The organism is Nocardiopsis lambiniae (genome assembly GCF_031845465.1).
Lineage (GTDB): Bacteria > Actinomycetota > Actinomycetes > Streptosporangiales > Streptosporangiaceae > Nocardiopsis > Nocardiopsis lambiniae.
The window spans coordinates 1-17,447 of the sequence record NZ_JAVREP010000021.1; the positions used below are offsets into that span (position 1 = coordinate 1).

13 protein-coding genes are annotated in these 17,447 nt (G+C 70.8%); 1 reads left to right on the plus strand and 12 read right to left on the minus strand.

Annotated elements, in window-relative coordinates; genetic code table 11:
* Positions 1 to 126 precede the first annotated feature (126 nt).
* From RM479_RS22835 to RM479_RS22880, 10 genes are all read right to left on the minus strand, one after another.
* On the minus strand, positions 127 to 330 hold the full coding sequence (locus tag RM479_RS22835; protein WP_274808520.1) for a cold-shock protein: 204 nt from the start codon (positions 328 to 330) through the stop codon (positions 127 to 129).
* A 298-nt stretch (positions 331 to 628) separates the two neighbouring features.
* Positions 629 to 1,537: an ATP-binding cassette domain-containing protein gene (locus RM479_RS22840; protein ID WP_311513803.1), complete on the minus strand. Its 909-nt coding sequence runs from the start codon at positions 1,535 to 1,537 to the stop codon at positions 629 to 631.
* A gap of 7 nt (positions 1,538 to 1,544) precedes the next feature.
* On the minus strand, positions 1,545 to 2,495 hold the full coding sequence (locus RM479_RS22845) for an ABC transporter ATP-binding protein (protein WP_274808522.1): 951 nt from the start codon (positions 2,493 to 2,495) through the stop codon (positions 1,545 to 1,547).
* Positions 2,495 to 3,406 carry an ABC transporter permease gene (locus RM479_RS22850; RefSeq protein ID WP_274808523.1) on the minus strand — a complete coding sequence of 304 codons (912 nt, stop codon included), beginning with the start codon at positions 3,404 to 3,406 and terminating at the stop codon, positions 2,495 to 2,497. The genes RM479_RS22845 and RM479_RS22850 overlap by 1 nt, the downstream gene beginning before the upstream one ends.
* Positions 3,403 to 4,398: an ABC transporter permease gene (locus RM479_RS22855; protein ID WP_311513804.1), complete on the minus strand. Its 996-nt coding sequence runs from the start codon at positions 4,396 to 4,398 to the stop codon at positions 3,403 to 3,405. Before RM479_RS22855 ends, RM479_RS22850 begins: the two co-directional genes overlap by 4 nt.
* Positions 4,399 to 4,622: 224 nt before the next feature.
* On the minus strand, positions 4,623 to 6,335 hold the full coding sequence (locus RM479_RS22860; RefSeq protein WP_311513805.1) for an ABC transporter substrate-binding protein: 1,713 nt from the start codon (positions 6,333 to 6,335) through the stop codon (positions 4,623 to 4,625).
* A gap of 405 nt (positions 6,336 to 6,740) precedes the next feature.
* Positions 6,741 to 7,760 (minus strand): LacI family DNA-binding transcriptional regulator, encoded by a 1,020-nt coding sequence (locus RM479_RS22865; RefSeq protein ID WP_311513806.1) that lies wholly within the window; start codon positions 7,758 to 7,760, stop codon positions 6,741 to 6,743.
* Between the two features lie 83 nt (positions 7,761 to 7,843).
* The gene (locus RM479_RS22870) at positions 7,844 to 8,749 is read right to left on the minus strand and encodes an Fpg/Nei family DNA glycosylase (protein WP_311513807.1); all 906 of its coding nucleotides are present in this window, start codon (positions 8,747 to 8,749) and stop codon (positions 7,844 to 7,846) included.
* A 138-nt stretch (positions 8,750 to 8,887) separates the two neighbouring features.
* Positions 8,888 to 11,917 carry a DNA helicase gene (locus RM479_RS22875; RefSeq protein ID WP_397222929.1) on the minus strand — a complete coding sequence of 1,010 codons (3,030 nt, stop codon included), beginning with the start codon at positions 11,915 to 11,917 and terminating at the stop codon, positions 8,888 to 8,890.
* A 112-nt stretch (positions 11,918 to 12,029) separates the two neighbouring features.
* Positions 12,030 to 13,475, minus strand: coding sequence for a PucR family transcriptional regulator (locus tag RM479_RS22880; protein ID WP_311513808.1), 1,446 nt, complete (start codon positions 13,473 to 13,475; stop codon positions 12,030 to 12,032).
* Positions 13,476 to 13,650: 175 nt separating this feature from the next.
* On the opposite strand from RM479_RS22880, the gene gabT reads away from it, so the two are divergent.
* Positions 13,651 to 14,985, plus strand: coding sequence for a 4-aminobutyrate--2-oxoglutarate transaminase (gabT, locus tag RM479_RS22885; protein WP_311513809.1), 1,335 nt, complete (start codon positions 13,651 to 13,653; stop codon positions 14,983 to 14,985).
* 73 nt (positions 14,986 to 15,058) lie between these two features.
* Here gabT and RM479_RS22890 read toward each other — a convergent pair whose 3' ends face one another.
* Both RM479_RS22890 and RM479_RS22895 read right to left on the minus strand, forming a co-directional pair.
* A complete protein-coding gene (locus RM479_RS22890) occupies positions 15,059 to 15,547 on the minus strand; it encodes an Lrp/AsnC family transcriptional regulator (protein ID WP_274808530.1) in 489 nt (162 codons plus the stop codon).
* 124 nt (positions 15,548 to 15,671) lie between these two features.
* Positions 15,672 to 17,279, minus strand: a complete 1,608-nt coding sequence (locus RM479_RS22895) for a PucR family transcriptional regulator (RefSeq protein ID WP_311513810.1) — start codon at positions 17,277 to 17,279, stop codon at positions 15,672 to 15,674.
* Positions 17,280 to 17,447: the final 168 nt, after the last annotated feature.

Sequence of the window (17,447 nt, forward strand, 5' to 3'; positions counted from 1 at the left end):
GGATGGGCCCCGGCGCCCCCCCCCCCCCCGGGTCCGGTCCCGGACACGGAAAAGCCCCCGGAAGGCGTACCTTCCGGGGGCTCCGCGGTATGTGGTCCCACTCCGAGGAGCGGGAGGTCATACTACTTAGATCGCGACGACGTTCTCGGCCTGCGGGCCGCGGGTGCCGGTGACGATGTCGAACTCCACGCGCTGGTTCTCTTCCAGGTTACGGAAGCCGGAACCCTGGATCGCGCTGTAGTGAACGAAAGCGTCGGGGCCGCCGTCGTCGGGGGAGATGAAGCCGAAGCCCTTCTCGCCGTTGAACCACTTCACAGTTCCCTGAGCCATATTGTCTCCTTCAGCTCGGTGTACAACGGGCGCAGACTCACGCCCGAGAATTGCCGCGAGCCGACTTCCCAGGGAAACCGCCCGCCGGTCACAAACTCCGCGGGCAAGACACCAACTGCGAAATTCAACGACTAACAATCACCTCGAACGTACCACAGCCCCCTGGGATCGCGAGGGTTTTCGGTGTGGCAACACGCACGAACCTCGGGGGAATATCCGAGGTACGCCAGGGGAAGAAGCGCGACATCGCCCGTGGGCACGGGGATGCCGCGTCCCTCCCCCGGGACGGTCCTCGATCTCAGCCCTGGTCGATCCCGACGAAGTGACCCCGCTCCGCCTCCACCAGGGGCGCCGACTCGTCGTCGGGGGCCACCGGAAGCTCGAAGTGGTCCGGCGGGTTCGCCGCCAGCTCGGCGTCCACCTCCGCCCAGGTGCGGTGCAGCTGGGGCACGCACGAGAGCAGGTGGCGGCTGTAGGGGTGGAGCGGGTTCTCGAACACCCTGGCCGTGGGCCCCATCTCGGCGATGGCGCCCTTGCGCAGGATCACCGACCGGTCGCTGACGTAGTTGCCCAGCGACAGGTCGTGGGTGACGAACAGGATGCCCAGGCCCCGCTCCTTCAGGTCGGCGAGCAGGTTGAGCACGTCGATGCGGGTGGAGGCGTCCAGCATGCTGATCACCTCGTCGGCGACCAGCAGGTCCACGTCCAGCAGCAGCGCCCGCGCGATGAGCAGACGCTGCATCTGGCCGCCGCTGAGCTGGTGCGGGTACTTGCCCAGGACGTTGTCCGGGTCCAGACGCACCGTGCCGATCGCCTTGAGCACCCGCTCCCGCCAGTCGGCGTCCGAGACGCCGGGGAAGTAGGAGCTCCGGATCATGTCGAACACCCGGTCGGCCTTGAAGATCGGGTTGAAGGAGCTGAACGGGTCCTGGAAGACCCCCTGCACCCGCCGGTAGTAGGCCTTGCGGGCGGTGTGGCCCCGGATCGTGGTGATGTCGGTGCCGTCGAAGGTGATGCTCCCGGAGCTGGGCTTGAACAGCCCCAGCACCATCTTGCCGATGGTGCTCTTGCCGCTGCCGCTCTCCCCGATGAGGGAGACGACCTCGCCGGGCTCCACCTTCAGGCTGACATCCCGGACGGCGCGCAGTCGGCCGCCGCCGAACGCGCCCACCCGGTACACCTTGTGCACGTGGCTGAGTTCCAGCACGTCCGTCTCACCCCGTCTTCCAGCAGGCGGCCCAGTGGCCGGGTTCGATCTCGACCAGCGGAGGCCGCTCCGAGCACTTCGAGAACGCCAACGGGCAACGGTCCTTGAACCGGCACCCGGTCGGCGGGTTCAACAACCCGGGCGGTGTACCGGGGATGCCCTCCAACCGACCCTGGTCGGTGGTGGTCCCCACCTCGGGCAGGGCCGAGATGAGCATCTGCGTGTACGGGTGCCGGGGCGCGTTGACGATGGTGGACGCGGACGCCTTCTCCACGATGTGCCCCGCGTACATCACCATGATCGTGTCGGCCATCTGGTACACGAGCGAGATGTCGTGGGTCACGAACACCATGCTCTTGACGTACTCGCGGTCGCGGAACTCCACCAGGGACTCGGCGACCGCGCGCTGGGTGGACACGTCCAGGGCGGAGGTGACCTCGTCGGCGATGAGCAGCGACGGGTTGAGCAGGGTGGACATCACCATGACGACGCGCTGCTTCATGCCGCCCGACAGCTCGATCGGGAAGCGGTTCAGCACGTCGGGGTCCAGGCCCACCAGTTCGAGCCGGCGCCGGAGTTCGTCGGCGATGTCGACCGGGCGCACTCCCCGCGCCCGCAGCAGCTCGTTGATCATCCGCCCGATCTTGCGGGTCGGGTTGAGGGCGCTCATCGCGTACTGGGGGATGAGCGAGATCTCGTGGTACCGCAGGGGGACCATCGCCTTGTCGTCGGCGATGGGCACGTCCTTGCCGTCCAGCTCGATCGTGCCGCCGACGTGGCGCATGCGCGTGTCGAGGCGGATCAGGCTCTTGCCCAGGGTGGTCTTACCGCAGCCGGATTCGCCGGCCAGACCCATGATCTCGCCGTCGGCCAGGTCGAAGGTCACACCGTCGAGGGCGTGGACGTCCCCGCGCAGGGTCTGGTAGTAGACCTTGAGGTCATTGACTCGCAGAGTCATCACAGCTCCCGCAGCTTGGGGTTGAACACCTCGTCCAGCCCGACGTTCAGGATGTACAGCGAGCCCACGATCGTCGTGATGCCGAGGCCCGGCGGGATGAACCACCACCACATGCCCAGGTACAGGGAGCTCCACTTCATGGCGCTCTCCAGCATGAGACCGAGCGAGACGCCGTTGGAGGGCCCCAGGCCGATGAAGTCCAGGCCGGCGGCGATGAGGATGGAGCCGCCGAACAGCAGGATGAACGACATCACCAGGTAGGAGCTCATGTTGGGCGCGATCTCGGTGGTGATGATCCGCCAGGTACGGCGTCCGCTGAGCCGTGCCAGGTCGACGTAGTCGCGGGTGGACAGCGACAGCGCCTGGGAACGGACCGCGCGCGCGGCCCACGGCCAGGAGGTCAGGCCGATGAACACACCCTGGACGAAGATGCCGCGCACGTCCAGGTAGGCGGTGGCGACGATGAGGACGACCAGGGCGGGCAGCACCAGCACGACGTTGGTGAGCATGTTGAGGATCTCGTCGATGATCCCGCCCTTGTACCCGGCGACGAACCCGACCGTGGTACCGATGACGAACGCGACACCGCCGCCGAACGCGCCGATGAGGAAGGTCGAGCGCAGCCCGTAGACGAACTGGGCCCAGATGTCCTGTCCGAACGAGGTGGTGCCCAACCAGTACTCGCCGTTGGGCGGCTGGCTCTGGGGGCCGACGTACTCGTTGGGATCGTGGTCGATGAAGAACGGCCCGATGATCCCCGTCAGCAACAGGGTGAGCACGATGCCCAGGCCGATGAGCAGCTTGGGGTTGCGCACGGCGAAGTGCAGGACCTCGGAGGTCTTGCGCTCGGCCGTGGGTTCGGGCGCGTCCGCGGCGTCCGCGGTGCCCGGGGCTCCGGCGATCTCGCTCACGCCGCGCCTCCCGTCATCTGGACCCGGGTACGCGGGTCGACCAGCACGTAGACGATGTCGATGATGAAGTTGGCGATGAGCACGCCGACGACCACGAACAGGAAGGTCCCCTGCAACACGAAGAAGTCGCGGTTGTTGAGGGCCTGAAGGATCAGGGTGCCCAGGCCGGGGTAGTTGAACACGATCTCGGTGAGCAGCGCGCCGGAGAGCACGGTGCCGAGCTGCACGGCCAGGCCGGTGATCTGCGGCAGCATCGCGTTGCGGAACGCGTAGCGGCGGATCAGCCGGGTCGGGGCGCCCAGGGCCTGGAGGTAGTTGGAGTAGTCCGCCTCCAGCTCGTAGATGATCATGTTCCGCATGCCGATCGCCCAGCCGCCCAGCGCCACGATGAACATGGACAGGAAGGGCAGGATCCAGTGGGTGATCAGGCTGGAGATGAACAGCCAGCTGAACTCGGGCCGCAGCGTCGGCGAGTAGCCGCCCGAGGTCGGGAGGACTCCCGCGACGATGCCCAGGCTCCACGCCAGCAGCAGGGCGAGCCACATGTACGGCATGGCGGTGAGGATGTACCCGACCGGCAGGACCGTGTTGTCGAGCAGCTTCTTGCGGGCCGCGAAGGCGCCGATCCGGTTGCCGACGATCCAGCTCAGGATGATGGCGGGGAGGAGCAGTGCCAGCGTGTAGGGCACCGACCTCAGGATGATGTCCAGCACGGGCTGGGGGTACAGCATGACGCTGACGCCCAGGTCCCCGCGGAGCAGGCCGCCCCAGAAGGCGAGGTACTGCTCGTGCAGGGGGGTGTCGAACCCGAACACCCCGGTGTAGTAGTCGTTCATGCGCTGTAGGGCCTCGGGGTTGCCGACCGAGGCGCGGGAGAGCATGCTCCGGACGGGGTCGCCCGGCATGAAGCGCGGGATCATCCAGTTGATGGTGACCGCGATGACGAACGTAAGCAGGTAGACGAAGAGCTTACGGCCGATGTAGCGCCACACACGTTCCTCCAGGTGATGGTGGCGGACGGACGACGAGCCCCGACGGAGGGCGGGACCCGGCCCGGTCGTCCCGGATGTTCCGGGGTCCTCGGGTGTTCCGGTGTCCCGCCCGGCAAGGCGTCGGGGGCACCCCGGGCGGGCTTTCGCGCCGTGCCCGCCCGGGGTGGGGTCGGTGGGACTCGGGTGGGAGGGGAATGGCCCGTGCCCGCCGACCGGGGATGCGGCTACTCGCCGGCCGGCTCGATGGTGGCCAGAGTGTTGATCGCCCCGAGCTGCCACATGCCGTTCCAGAGGGTGGCGTAGCTCTTCGGAGCGCCTTCCGCGTCACTCGGCCAGTTCGTCCAGTACGTGTTGTTGGCCTGCGACCACATGCCGTTGTACCAGAGCGGGATGGCCGGGAGCTCCTCCAGCTGGATCTCCTGGATCTGCGAGGTGATCGCGGCGGCGGCCTCGACGTCGTCCGCGGGGACGGCCGCGAGCTGCTCGACGAGGTCCCACACCTCCTCGTTCTCGTAACGGTGGAAGTTCACCGTGGTCTGCTGGTCGTTGACCGGCAGCTGAAAGAGGTAGTCGTAGTACGTCCAGGGGGTGTTGCTGGCCCCGCGCTCGTTGTTGATGAGCAGGTCGAACTCACCGGAGTTGCGGTTGTCCACCAGCAGGTCGAACTCGGGGGTCTGCGCCTCGACGTTGATGCCGACGGCCTGGGCGTTGGCCGCGATGACGTTGGCGGACTCCATCCAGTCGGTCCAGCCGGCGGGGACCTCCAGGGTGAGGGTGATGGGCTCACCGTCGGGGGTCTCGACGAAGCCGTCGCCGTCCTCGTCCTGGTAGCCGGCCTCCTCCAGGAGACCCACCGCCTCGTCGGCGTTGTAGGAGAAGCCCTTCTCCTCGACCAGTTCCTGGTCGATGTAGTCGTCCCAGATCGGGAGCAGACCGGTGGGGCTGGCCGGCTCGACCAGGTTGGCGTAGGGGCCGGTGACGATCTGTTCCATGTTGATCGAGTGGGCCAGCGCCCGGCGGAACTCGGGGTCGTCCAGCGGGGCCTTGGTGGTGTTGGGCACCAGCCAGGCGGTGTTGGCGGCCTGCATGTAGGGCGGGCCGTCGTAGTAGCTGGTGATCGCCTCGTTGCCGTTGATGACCTGGTCGATGCCGGGCAGGAAGTTGTTCGACAGGTCGACCTGTCCCTGCTGGAGCATGCCCAGGGTGATGTCGTTGGAGGCGTTGACGAGGTCGACGATGTAGCGGGGCTTCATCTCCAGGTCGAGGAGACCGGTGCCCCACCAGTCGTCGTTGCGCTCCCAGACAAGACGGTCGTCGGTGTGCGACTCGTAGGAGTAAGGACCGGTGCCGACCGGATTCTCGTTGACATCGCTCATGACCTCTTCTTCGGTCTTACCGGACCAGATGTGCTCCGGGGCGATGGGGTGCGAGTAGACCCAGTTCATCCACTCCTGCGGGCGGCTCTCACCGAACGTGACGCGGACGGTCTGCCCGTCGACGGCCTCGACGCTCTCGATGAAGTTCCACAGGTTGCTGAAGGGCACCGAGCCGAACTGGCCGATCTCCAGTGTGGAGACCACGTCGGCGGAGTCGAAGGCCTCGCCGTCGGTCCAGGTGATGCCCTCGCGCAGAACGATCTCGTGGACGTTCTCCTCGGGCCAACTGTCGCTCTCGGCCAGCCAGGGAACGTACTCGTTCGTGTTCGGGTCGAAGAGGAAGAGCGGCTCGTAAGCCAACCCCACCGTGCCGACCGCGTACTGCCCCTGCATGTAGGGGTTCCAGTTCGCGGGCGGCCCCCAGGCCGTACCGGTGGTGTACAGGGTCTCGTTCCGGGGGTACTCCCCGGAACCTCCTTCGTTGCCGCCGCCGTCACCCGAGCACGCCGTGACCGCGAGGGCCAGTGCTGCGAGTGCCGCCGGAAGTCGAAGAGATCTCATGTCGACTCCTCCTTCTTCCACCCGGTCGGCCGCTCGTTGGGGGGGAGCCACCCCTCCGGGGATCGGAGAGGTGGGAGCGCTCCCAATCGGGGGCGCTGAAACGGCCGTTGCTGAACCGGGTAAGTGACGTTAACAACAACACGCCGACAGGAAGGGCGTCAATGGGCGTCACTCCGCTGTTATTCGCTTGTAACAGCACAGATGTGGGAAAGCCGCTTGCGCGGGTGTCGCTGAACCGGTTCCGCACGGGTCGTCGACTCCCCTCCGACGGGACGGTGAAGGGCACGTCGTGCGCGGTGGTCCTCCACGGCGCACGGCGTTTCGGTGGCGCTCTCACGGTAGCCCCGGCGGACGGGCGGAGCCCGCGTTCACATGGGGCGTGTCGGTGATCGGGAACGGGCGGGGCTACCCCGCCAGGGGCCCCGTGCTGCCGCGCGGCTGGAGCTCTCCCCGGGCCGTCTCGCGGCTGCGCACCGCCCGGCCGCCGATGGCCTCGGCGAGCATGCGCGCGGCCTCTCGACCACAGGCGGCGACGTCACGGGCGACCGCGGTCAACGGAGGGTGCACCAACCGGCACAGTGTCGAATCGTCCCAGGCCACGATGGACAACTGGCCGGGAACGTCCACGCCCATCTCGCGGGCCACGCCCAGCCCGGCCACCGCCATGACGTCGTTGTCGTAGACCAGGGCGGTGGGTCGTTCGGTGCGGGCCAACAGGCGGCGGGTGGCGCGGGCGCCCGCCTCCCCCGTGTAGTCGGCGTGGACGGTGACGGCGTCGGCCAGGCCCACCTCGGCGGAGGCCGCCTCGAAGGCCCGGGTCCGATCACGGGTGTGCACGAACCCGTCCGGGCCGGCGACCCGGACGATGCGCTGGTGACCCAGGGCGGCGAGGTAGTGCACGACCTCCCTGATGGAGGCGGCGTCATCGGTGTAGAGGCACGGCAGGGGGCCCGCGCCGTGCGGGCCGCCGAGGACCACGGCGGGCAGGGGCAGGGCCTCGGCCAAGGCGATCCGGGGGTCGTCGACCCGCAGGTCGACCATGATCACCCCGTCCACCCGACGTTCGGCGAACCAGCGCCGATAAGCCCCGATCTCCGCCTGGTGATCCTCCGTGACATGCAACAACAGGTCGCTTCCGGTGATCGCCAGCTCCATCTCGATCCCCGACACCAACTGCATGAAGAACGGTTCGACGCCCAGGGAGTGGGCGGGCCGATCGATGATCAGACCGATGGCGCCGACCCGGCCGCCGGGTGAGAGGGCGCGGGCCGTACTGCTGGGCGCCCACCCCAGATCACGGGCGATCCCCAGGATGCGCTTACGCGTCTCCTCCGAGACCCCGGGCCGACCGTTGAGGGCATAGGACACCGCCCCCTTGGACACCCCCGCGGCCTTGGCGATGTCCATGATGGTCGGGCGTCGCATCAAACCCCCCATTCGTCCCCCTGGCCTCAGTTGCTGAACCGGTTAAGCGGCGATGTGGGATTGTACTGTACGACGTTGGGCCGTCACCCTCCCGGACGGGTGGGGGCTCGACCGGACTGGCAGCCCGGGCAGTGGTAGAGGGTGCGTCCCGCCAGTTCGCCGGCGACGATCGGGGAGCCGCACACACGGCAGGGCTCACCGGTCCGGTAGCACACGTAGAGCGTGTCCGGCCGGGGCACCGGGCGGGCCTCGGGGTCGGGCCGGTGCTCGGGGCGGGTGGTGATGATGTACCCGTCGCGGACACCGTCCCGGAGCAGCCCGGTCAGGTCCGCCCAGAGGGCGTCCCACCGTTCCCGGGTGAGGTCGCGGCCGGGGGTCATGGGGTCCAGGCCCGCGCGGAACAGGGACTCGGCACGGTAGATGTTGCCGATCCCGGCGATGACCTCCTGCCGCATGAGCAGGGCGGCGATGCTCGTGCGGGAGCGCGAGACGACCCGCCAGGCGCGTTCGGGGTCGGCGTCGGAACGCAGCGGGTCCGGCCCCAGGCGCCCCTGGACCGCGAGTTTCTCCTCCTCGGTGATCACCTCGCAGGCGGAGGGGCCGCGCAGGTCGGCCCAGCCCGACGTGGTGATCAGGCGGACGCGCACGGCCCCCACCGGCGCGGGCGGCACGACGAACCCGTCCCCGTCGTGGGTCAGGGCGGTCCGGACGGCCCCCTCGGCCCGGGGCGCGCCCAGATGGCGTTCGCCGTCTGCGTCGCCGAAGCTCCAGGCGCCGTACAGGCCCAGGTGCACCCGCAGCCATTCCCCCGAGTCGAATCCGAGGAACAGGTGCTTGCCGTGCGCCTCGCCGGTGGTCAGGACGCGGCCGTCGATGCGGGCGGCGCCCTCGGCGAACCGTCCCTGCGGGCTGGAGGCCCGCACGGCACCGCCGCCGAAGGTCTTGTCGAAGTGCGCCGCCAACCGGTGCAGAGTGTGACCCTCGGGCACCCGTTCCCCCTCGTCTGAGCCGATACGCGCCGTTGCCGCACTCAGATTAGGGCCTGTCGCCGAACACTCCTCCGCGCCCTCGCACGGACCGGTGCGGCTCCGCCGTCGGCCGGTCCCGACCGGGACCGGCCGACGGGTTCAGTGGGCCGCGAGGATCTCCCGGACCAGCCGTTCCGGATCGGCCAGACAGCGCCAGGCCGGAACGACCACGACGGGGTCCCCGGTGAGTCGGTTGAGGGCGTCGCCGCGGGCCATCAGGCGGCGCAGCCGGCGCCCGTCCGGTTCCCGGTCCAAGAGGATGAGCAGGCGCCGGGCGCCGAAGCGGACCACCATGTCGGCGGTCCAGCCCTCCACCGCCTCCTGGAGCACGACCCGGGTGCCCGCCGCCCGCAGTCGGTCGACCAGGGCCCGGCAGGCCCGGCCCGGGTCGTTCTCGGGGGCCGCGAGCAACGCGGAGAGCGGACCGTCACCGGCCTCCCAGTGGGCCCGGTCGCCCACCACCACGAGACGCTGTCCGGTCCGGGTGAGCACCGATGACCACAGGTGGCCCATGCGACGGATCCGACGCTCCACGATGGCGGGGGCGCCCCGGGTGAGCAGGGGGGACAGCACGGTGATGTCGACGCGGCCGGGTGCGTCGAACAGTTCGGGGCCGCCGACCAGGACCCGGTGACGGAAGGTCCGCGATCCGAGCAGCCGACGCAGCAGGGCCACCTGTGGCCGGGTCGGGGCGACCACCGCGATGACGCGTCCGCGCGGCAGGTGCTCGTCGATCTCGTCGACGACCACCGCCACGCGGTAGGCCTCCTCCCGGTTGATGTAGGACATGCCGGGGGCGGCCTCGCAGACCCCGACGACGTCGCGCCACTCGAAGGCCGGTCCGCCGCCGGGGTCGGGGGCCGTGCGCACCGACACGCGTCCCTCGTAGCAGTGACGCGAGGCGGTCTCGGCGAGCAGGGGCGGCGCCCCGAGGTGCTCGTTCAGCCACAGTGTCCGCTCGGCCGCCCGTCGGGCGGCGTGCAGGGCCGATCCCGACCCGTGGCGCAGGCCCCGTTCGTCCAGGCGGTCCGCGGCGAGCCCGGCGAAGGCCAGCGCGCGGCGCTCCTCGTCGGTTTCGAGGACGCTCGCCGGGCCGGGGTACGCCGGGTCGCCGAGCACCAGGGCCCGTTCGGCGCGGTGAAGGGCGGGGAGCAGTTCGGCCACCCGGGTGCGTTCGGCGCCGATCACGATGACGAGGTCGAACAGGCCCGCCTGCGGCGGCAGGGCGCGGACCTGGTCGGTCCGGCAGGCCCAGGTGGGCAGCACCTCGATGAGGCCGGTCATGCCCGGCCAGCCGCCGCCGTGGTGCCAGTTGAGGGTCTCCAGCCGGTTCTCCAGGGCGGGCCGGCCGCGCCGCAGACGGGACTCGACGGCCGCGCCGAGGCGCTCGGCGCCGATCCGGCGGTGACCCTCCACGGCCTCGTCGAGGCGGGCGACCAGTGCGTCCAGGGGATCGTGCCGGACGCGGCGGTCCAGGGCAGCACGCCACCGGCTCTCCAGGCGGGCGACCGCGCACAGCCGGGCCAGGGTCTCGGGGTCGGTCTCCAGACCCAGTTCGCGGCGGATCGCGCCGCGGTGCTGGAAGGCGCCCAGCCCTCCGGCGAAGGCGCGCTCGGCCCGGGGCAGCCAGTACTCGGGGCCGCCCCGTTCGGGGCTGAACAGCCGGTCCGGGTCCCAGCCCGCCTTGATACCGCGCTCGCGTTCCTCGGCCAGGTGGGCGAGTTCGTGGCCGCCGGCGGCCATGGCGTCCATGTCCGCCCACGCGGTGAGGACCCGGGACCAGTGGTGGGACGGTTCCGCCCCTGATGAGGGGGTCGCCTCCTCGACGGGCGGGGGTCCGGAGCGCTCGGCGAGCAGTCGGCCGATGAGCCCGATCTCGTCGACGCGGTGTTCCCTGCCGCCGACCCGCACCACCGGGTGGGCCGGGCCCGCCTCGGACCGCCGGACGACCTCCCGCACGTCGTGCTCGGTGCGACCGCACACCAGGACCCGCAAACCCTCGCCGACCGCCGTGCGCACCACGGCGTCGACGAGGTCGTGCACACCGGTCCCCGAGGGGGTCGCCACGGTGGTGAGCCGCTCGGTCAGGGCCGCGCACAGGGCCTCGTACTGGGACTGGTCGAGAGGGGTCGCGCACAGGGGGACGGGGGCCTCGACGGGGGCGTCGGCGGTGTCCTCCCCCACCCGGGACCGACGGGCCCTGCGACCGCGCGGTTCCTCCGGTTCGACGGTCCGCTCGGGCGGGCCGAGCAGTGCCTCCAAGGCGGTGCCACCGAGGGCGGTCGGGTCGATGCCGTCGTGTTCGGTGGGGTCGAGGTCGGCCAGGATCGCCTCCACGGTGCCCGGTTCGGGTTCGCCGTCGGGGTGGCCGCCCGGCCCCGCGCGGAACAGGACCGCGACGTTGTGGGCGCCGTCGACGAACGCGCGGGGGGTGCTCCGGGTGGACATCGGGTCGATGTCGTCGACGCGTTCGATCTCCAGCCGGGTGAGCAGGGTGCGCACCTTGACGGCCAGGTCGGCGACGGCGGCGGGGCGCCCGATCGGGTCGGGGGCGCCGGCGCGCAGCCGGGTCCGCAGTTCGAAGAGGTCATCGGGGTCGGTCGTGTCCAGGTGGCGCAGGAGCGCGGCGTTGACGTCGGGCGGACCGATCGCGCGGATCCGGGGGATCTCGGGGGTGTCGGGGTCGTCGACGACCTGAACGTCCACGGTGAGCAGGGGCAGGGCCACCGGGTCGTCGTCCTCTCCGAGCAGGACGAGCGGGTAGCCGTAGCGCAGCGCCTGCCCGTGTCGTGCGGCCAGGCGCACGACACGGGCCGCGTCGGGGCTCAGGGGTATCCGGTCGCCCGCCCCGGTGAACAGTGTCTCGAAGCCGCCGGGCAGGCAGGCGCAGGTGTCGCCGCCGAGCCGGTCCGGCCGGATCGTGTGGGTGTGCACGGCCTCGCGCCGCAGACAGGCCCGCAGGTAGGCCAACAGGGCGCGGGGGTCGGTCCGGTCGTCGGGTGGCCTCCACCGCAGAGAGACGCCCTCCGCCCCCACCCGGGTGATCCGGATGGTCGGCGGCGCCGTGCCCGCCGTCCGCGCCCCGTGCCCCTCCTCGATCCCCTGCTCGTCGTCCTGTAGTGATCTCACGTCCGCCCCCGGCGTCGATCGGGTGATCATTCGATCACCCAGCGCTGTCAGCGACCATTGTCGTGGATGACGCGAGCCGGCATCCCCCGAACGCGGGAACCGGTACCGACTTTCACCCGTGGGCGGCGTGCAGCCGCAGGGCGATCCACAGTTCGGCGCGCGCGTCCGGGTCGTCGAGGTCGACCGGGAGCAGGTCGCGGATGCGGCGCATGCGGTAGCGCAGGGTGTGGCGGTGCACGCCCAGGGCGTCGGCGGCGGCGTCCCAGCGGCCGGACGCCGCCAGATAGGCGCGCAGCGAGGCGATCAGTTCCCCGTGGGAGCGTTCGGCCAGCAACGGCGCCAGCAGATCCTCGGCCAGTCCGACCCCGGCCGGGGTGTCGGTCAGACCGAGCAGGCCGCCGGGCAGCTCGGCGGCCCGCACCGTGCCGCCCCCCTGGGCACGTGCCGCCTCCCGGGCCCGTTCGGCCTGGGCCAGGGCGACCGGGAGTCCGGTGTGGTCGACCGGGTCGCTCACCCCGATGGGACCGTCGAGCAGATCGGCGATGGTCGGCACGGCGGTGTCCGCGCCGGCGAGCAACAAGGCGCGGCCCTCGTGCCCGGCCGTGAGGATCCCGTGCGGCGGGTGGGGCGCGCCCACCTCGTCGGCGACGGCGACCACGACCGGGGCGGGTGGCAGCGCCGCGGCGAGGCGTTCGGCGCCGGGCCGGGTCGGGTCCAGGGCCCCGGTGAGGAGCGCGACGAGCACCCCCTCGCCCAGACGCGCGACGTCCCCGTGGGCGTCGCGCTCCAGTTCCAGGGACAGCAGGGACACGGCGGCGTTGACGAGGGTGCGCTGCTCGGGACCCAGCCGGCCGCCGGCGCCCACGACCAGGAACCCCCGCACCCGACGGCCCGTCGCCAGGGGCTGGGCCCAGACGTGCTCGTCCCCCACGGTGATCGCCATGCTGGCGCGCGGGCCCGCGGTCTTGAGCCGGTCGAGCCCCTCGGTCAGATCGGTGGGGTGCCGGTCCGCCCCGGTGGGGGCGGCGTGAGCGAGGGAACCGTCGGCGGACAGGAGGAGCACCCGGGCGCCCAGGTCGCGGGCCAGCCGATCGACGATGGCCCCGGCCCCCGACAGGGCGGCGCGGGTGAGGTCGCGTTGGGCCGTGAAGGCCCGGCTGAGCCCTTCGTACTCCTCCTTGGCCAACAGCCGAGAGACCTCCTTGCCGACCGCGATGAAGGGGGTCGCCCGCTCCACCTCCAGCAGCACGACACCGAATTCGGCGGCGGCCTCCCGCAGTTCGTCGGGGGTCCGTTCCAGGGCCACGCCCACGCCGAACCCCAGACCGGCGATGTCGCGCCGGGCCAGCCTGCGCACGTACGCGCGCAGGTCCGGCGGGGAGTCGACCCAGCGCACCCCGGTGGTGAGCAGCAGTTCGCCGCCCGCCAGGTAGGGGGTGGGGTCGGTGAGTTCGCTGACCGCGACCCACTCCACCCGGCGGTCGAGTCCCTCTCCGCCGGTGAGCGGGCGCAGCCCCAGGGAGGGCGTCCGCACCAGTCCGCCCAGGGTCGGTGGCATCGGTCCTCCACTCGTCGCGGTCGATGACCCTGCCGCATTGGCGCAGGGACCTGCGTCGATTATCCACCGTGTCCATGTCCGCCGGCTCCGGCTCACCCTAATGTCGTCCGGGTCGGGGCCGTTCGGGTCCCGGACCCGTTCCGCACCCCCGTATCGCACTGAAGGAGGCAGACGCATGGCAGTGACCGAGGTCGCCCAGTCCCGCCGGGTCGTCACCGAGATCCCCGGCCCCAAGTCCCGCGAGCTCCAGGAGCGCCGCGTCGCCGCCGTCGCCAAGGGTGTCGGCAGCGTGCTGCCCGTCTACGTGACCCGGGCCGGTGGCGGGATCATCGAGGACGTCGACGGCAACGCCCTGATCGACTTCGGGTCGGGCATCGCGGTGACCAACGTGGGCAACGCCGACCCGCGCGTGGTGGAGCGTTCGGCCGAGCAGCTGGGCCGCTTCACCCACACCTGTTTCATGGTCAACCCGTACGAGGCGTACGTGGAGGTCTGTGAGGCCCTGAACCGGATCACCCCGGGCGACCACGAGAAGCGTTCGATCCTGCTCAACTCCGGTGCCGAGGCCGTCGAGAACGCGGTGAAGATCGCCCGCAGCGCCACCGGCCGCCAGGCCGTCGTGGTCTTCGACCACGCCTACCACGGTCGCACCAACCTCACCATGGCGCTGACCGCCAAGAACATGCCCTACAAGCAGGGCTTCGGGCCGTTCGCGGGCGAGGTCCACCGCATGCCCATGGCCTACCCCTACCGCTGGCCCACGGGCCCGGAGAACTGCGGCCCGGAGGCCGCGGCCATGGTCATCGACCAGATCACCAAGCAGATCGGCGCGGACAACGTCGCCGCCGTGGTGATCGAGCCCATCCAGGGCGAGGGCGGCTTCATCGAGCCGGCCCCGGGCTTCCTGCCCGCGATCGTGGAGTTCTGCCGCGCCAACGGGATCGTGTTCGTCGCCGACGAGGTGCAGACCGGTTTCGCCCGCACCGGGGACATGTTCGCCTGTGACCACGAGGGCGTCGTCCCCGACCTGATCACCACCGCCAAGGGCATCGCCGGCGGACTGCCGCTGGCCGCGGTGACCGGTCGCGCCGAGCTGATGGACGCCGTGCACGGCGGCGGTCTGGGCGGCACCTACGGCGGCAACCCCACCGCGTGCGCGGCGGCGTCGGCCTCGTTGGAGGCCATCGAGTCCGACGACCTGGTCGGGCGCGCCCGGGAGATCGGCGACCTGATGCTGGGACGGCTGCGCAAGCTGGCCGAGGAGCACCCGGTCATCGGCGACGTGCGCGGGCGCGGCGCGATGATCGCGATCGAGCTGGTCGAGGAGGACGGGACCCCGGCCCCGAAGGTGCTGGCCGAGGTGCTGTCGTACTGCCACTCCCAGGGTCTGGTCCTGCTAAGCGCCGGCACCTACGGCAACGTGATCCGCATGCTGCCGCCGCTGGTCATCGGCGACGACCTGCTCAACGAGGGCCTGGACATCCTCGCCGACGCCTTCGCCCGCCTGTAGGCGGCTCCTCCCGAACCTCCGCTCCGTCCCGGTCCGCGCGAGGGCGCCCGGGGGATCCGGTGGGCATCGCCCCCTATCGGGTCCCCCAGGCGTAGGTCTGCTTGCGCAGCTTGAGGTAGAGGAACGTCTCGGTGCTGAGCACCGTGTCGATGGCGCGCATGGCCGCCAGGATCTCCAGGAGGCGGGCGTCGTTCTCGGCGACGACCTCGACCAGGAGGTCGAAGGAGCCCGCGGTGATGACCACGTACTCCACTCCGGGGACCTCCGAGACGGCGTCGGCCGCGGTGTTGAGGTCGCCGTCGGTGCGCACGCCGATCATGGCCTGGCGGTGGAAGCCGAGCATCATGGGGTCGGTGACGCCGACGACCTGGACCACACCGGACTCCAGGAGGCGCTGGACGCGCTGGCGCACGGCCGCCTCCGAGAGGCCGACCGCCTTGCCGATGGCGGCGTAGGAGCGGCGACCGTCCTCTTGGAGCACCTCGATGATGCGTTTGGCGGTCTCGTCGAGGACGATGCCGTTGCCCCTGCGCTGAGGGGTGGGGTCCGACTGGCCGCTCACATGGCCCTCCGTGAATCCGATGTATTTTGCGCGGATGAACAGCGGATTTCATCAGTCACCACTGCCATCACAACGGATTCCAAGGCTACTGGACAGTCGGCCCCGAGGTGAAGACCGGACGTGGTCAGCGTTGCTCGTCGCGCACCGAGTCCAGTGACAGCAGCGCCACGTGCAACGACAGACAGGTCTCGACGGAGTCCAGGTCGGCGTCGAGGACGTTGCCGATCCTGCGCAGCCGATCGTAGAACGCCGGCCGGGACAGGTGCGCGTTGGTGGCCGCCAGCGCCTTGTTGCGGCCGGCCGCCAGGTAGTGCCGCAGCATGGCGGTGAGATCGGACCCGTGCCGGGCGTCGTGGTCGAGCAGCGGCCCGAGTTCGCGTTCCACGTAGGTCTGGAGCCGCTCGTCGTCGCGGAACAGGTGCAGCAGGCCGCGCAGGTGCAGGTCGGGCAGCCGGTAGAAGGGGCGGCGGTCGCTCTGGCGGACCGCCACGTCCCCCACCTGGCGCGCTTCCAGGAAGGAACGCCGCACGTCGCGGATGTCGTCGGTGGACGAACCGACCGCCAGCACCGCGGCGTCGCCGACGGAGCCGGCCAACCGGTCGGCGAGCATGTGCAGGGTGGCGTCGACCCGTCGTCGGGGCGGCAGCGCCAGCAGCACCCCCACCCGCAGGTCGTCGAGCGATCCCACCAGCGCGGGCAGACGCAGGTCGCGGCAGGCCCGGGCGGCGCCCTCGGCGGTGTCGGACAGGCGGGCCTGGGCGGCCAGCCCGGTCCCGTTCTCGCGCAGGCGCAGCACCAGTCCCACCAGTTCGCGGTTGTTGAGCGGCACGCCCACCGCCCGGGCCCGGACCAGTGCCTCCTCCGGGTCGGAGTAGGCGCGGTCGATGATGCCGGCGATGATCGTGCGGTGGGTCTGGCGTTCCAGGCTCTCCTGGTGGCGTTCGAGCAGGCGGCCCAGGGCCAGCGTGGTGGCGGCGCGTTCGATGAGCATGCTCTGGCGCGGGGTGGGTTTGGCCCCGGCGATGAGGATCAGCCGCCCCCAGTCCTGCCCGCGGGCGCCGACCGTGGTGACCAGCCAGCCGGTGGCCGGGGCGTGGACGGTGCGGGTGCCCGAGCGCACGGCGCGCGATCGGTTCTCCCACGAGGTGAGGAGGGTGCCGGGGTCCTCACCGTTGAGATCGCAGGCCAGGACCTGGTGGGAGAGGTTCTCCAGGACCACCGGGCAACCGGACAACTGGGCGACCTCGTGGAGGATGCGGTCGGTGTCGGCGCCCTCCACCGAGAGCCGGGTGAAGACCGAGTGGAGTTTCTCGGACTCGCGCAGCTCCTCCAGCTGTTCGTTGACCACCCGGATGTGCACGGCCTCGGTGATCTCCACGAACCGCGCCTCCCGGTCCAGGAGGATCACCGGGACGCGGGCCTCGCGTGCGGCGTCGAGGAAGGCCTTGGGGAGTTCGGCGTGGTACTTGCGGCCGAGTTCGACGGCGATACCGCTGACCCCGACGGCCGCCAGGTCGTCGATGTAGCGCTTGAGGGCCTCGGGATCGTCGGGCATGGCGATGCCGGTGCTGAGCACCAGTTCGCCTCCGCGCAGCAGGTGGGCCAGATCGGTGACCTCGGCGATGTGGACCCAGCGCACGGCCACGTCCAGGTGTTCGGAACCGACCACGACGCGGGGTCGGGCCCGTTGGAGCGCGGGAAGGCGGAGGACCTCGGCGAGGGTGGGAAGCACGTTCGCATTCTAGGACACAGTGTCAGACGGGATCCGGCCACCCTTGACACTCTGCACGGACGTTCGTCCGCACTCCGCGCCGATCCCCTGGTGGGAGGGCCTTCCCTGGGCTCTTACAGATCGTAAGTTCGACCTGCACGTTGTCAACATGGTGGTTCTGGTCAAGGG